The sequence below is a fragment of the Streptococcus parasanguinis genome (assembly GCF_001578955.1).
GTDB lineage: Bacteria > Bacillota > Bacilli > Lactobacillales > Streptococcaceae > Streptococcus > Streptococcus parasanguinis_U.
Genome location: NZ_KQ969690.1, coordinates 544,760 through 547,083, shown reverse-complemented (window position 1 = coordinate 547,083; position 2,324 = coordinate 544,760). Strand labels below are relative to the sequence as shown.

Annotated in this window: 3 protein-coding genes; all 3 read right to left on the bottom strand. The window is 41.4% G+C overall.

Annotated features, from left to right (window positions below; translation table 11 throughout):
• A partial coding sequence (locus SPADD19_RS13175) for an NAD-dependent epimerase/dehydratase family protein (protein WP_164905860.1) occupies positions 1–110 on the bottom strand: 110 nt, incomplete at its 3' end.
• Positions 107–1,384, bottom strand: a complete 1,278-nt coding sequence (locus SPADD19_RS06570; RefSeq protein WP_061455564.1) for a glycosyltransferase — start codon at positions 1,382–1,384, stop codon at positions 107–109. The genes SPADD19_RS13175 and SPADD19_RS06570, both read right to left, overlap by 4 nt.
• Positions 1,385–1,624: 240 nt before the next feature.
• The gene (locus SPADD19_RS06565) at positions 1,625–2,323 is read right to left on the bottom strand and encodes a GntR family transcriptional regulator (RefSeq protein WP_061455563.1); all 699 of its coding nucleotides are present in this window, start codon (positions 2,321–2,323) and stop codon (positions 1,625–1,627) included.
• Position 2,324: the final 1 nt, after the last annotated feature.

Below are 2,324 nucleotides of genomic sequence, written 5' to 3'. Positions count from 1 at the left end.
CCCAATTTTTCGTTTCGGCCAAAGGCTACAATGGAATAATCGTGAGCCAACAATTCATCGATCACATATTTTCCAAGGAAGCCAGTCGCACCTGTTACAAGAATTTTCATAGTTTCCCATCCGTTCCACGTCTTAATAATCGTTGAATCTCAAACTCCAAGGTATCCAACGGCTTGTAGGTTTTTGAAAGTTTGTTTAGTCTCTCTAACTTTTCCCAAGATTCTTTTTCTAATAAGGCATTGAAACCTGCTTGAATCTCTTCGGTGCGATTGCGATGAGCTTGAAAAGCAATTCCTGCTTCTACTCCACGAATCGCGTAGTCAAATTGGTCATAATCATGTGGCAAGATCAAGGCTGGTTTTTTAAATTCGATACACTGATAAAAGATTCCAGCTCCTCCATGGTGAATAACATAGTCCATCTGCGGAATATATTCTTTGTAGGGCAGATAAGAGACGACCGTCACATTTGGCGCTACTTCTTCTTCAGAAAAGTCTTTTGCCCCATCACCTAAGGTGACGAAAAAGTGACATTCTGGATGCTCTTTAGCCAACTGCTTGGTTTGTTCTAGCAAGTTCTCCTTCGCCCAAGGCAACTGGGTTCCACATGTCACGAGTACCTTCGTCTTGTCCTCGTAAGGACTGAGATCTAAAGGATAATCTTCTGCTTTTTCAAGAGAAGTTCCCAAAGGGCCAAGCCACGCATATTGATGAGGGAAGTGTGTCTTCAACTCTAGCTCCATCATACCAATTCCAAAGATGGCATAAGGAGAGTAGATGGTCTCCACTCCATTTTGATTGTACAGCTTGAAATTGTAACGTTTTAAGCGTTTGCGTAAGAGGAAAGCCCCACAGTATTTTCCAATGCGCGTGAGTTTACGGCATAGTGCTTGTATCTTCTCTTCCTTCTTCGTGCGCGCGACTCCCATCCCTCCGAAGAAGCAAGGAGGACCATAAGGAGTTTCGATCGCAAATTGTGTCGCCATGGTGGTAATCCAAGGAATTTCCAACTCTTCTGCCACAAACCCTGCTGATAGAGTGATAAAGTCAGCAATCACAATATCTGGACGATTGACGCGCCACTCCTCTAACAATTGATCCGATACATGATTAATCAAATCCAGACTCTTGGATAATTGCCGATAAGCTGAAAAAAGATTGAGTTTCTTATCGTTATTCGCCGCGCGTTCAAATTCTTCTACTTTGTCCTCTAGAATTGGAACGACAGTGAAGCCAAGACTTTCTGCAACGGCCTTTTTCTGAGGTCCTGTGAAAACCCGGATCTCCATCGAAGGATCATCTAACAAGGGTTTAACGAGATTTAAAGTTGGGTACAGATGCCCGCTCAAGGGAACAGCTACCACATCTATTTTAATTTTTTTCATTTTTTCCTGCCTTATATCTCTTATTAAGCTTTAAAACCTGCTTCTATCTATTAATTCGTAAAAAAAATCAAAAATTGAAGAAAAAATAAAAATTTTTTTAAATTTTTTAAAATATTTCCATTTTGCCTTTACTATCACTATTTAGAAAGAATGTCTTCAACCTAAAAAAGCTCCCAAATGCCAAAGAGAGAAAGTCTCCCAAACATTTGAAGAGTTTTTTTATTACTGTGAATTGCGAGCTTAGTTGTTTTCCAAATAAAATTCGAACCGCTCGCCGACATACTGACTTTTTACATACTCAAAGGCCGTCCCATCTTCAAAATAGGAAACCTGTGTCAGACCTAAAATAGCCTGTCCTTTTGAAATCTGTAAATAGTCCGCAATCTTATCTTTGGCCAATCGCGCATAGATGGTCTGGTGCGACTTTCCAATCTTATAACCATGACGCTCCAAAGTTTGGAAGAAGTGGCTGGTAACCTCTTCGCGATTGAAATTCTTAATAAATTTCTCTGGAATAGAGGCCACTTCATAAACAACAGGGATCCCATCAGCATACCGGACCCGTTCCATCCGAATGATGGTCTCTGTCTTATCGATGCCCAATTTGTCCACTTCTTGGAGGCTAGGAATGGTTTTACGGTAAGAAATCACTTGGCTAGAAGGTTCCTTACCTTGCGATTTCATAATTTCTGTAAAACTGGTTGTGCCCCGCATCTTTTCTTGGACGCGCGTGCTGGTGATAAAGGTACCACTTCCTACCCGTCTTTCAAGCACTCCTTCTTCAACCAGAAGGGTAATGGCCTGCCTAAGCGTCATCCGACTCACCTGAAATTTCTCAGCCATATCGCGTTCGCTGGGAAGACGCTCCCCGATTTTCCATATTTTTTGATCAATCTCAGACTTAATCTGATCATGAATTTGAATGTAAGCTGGAATCATA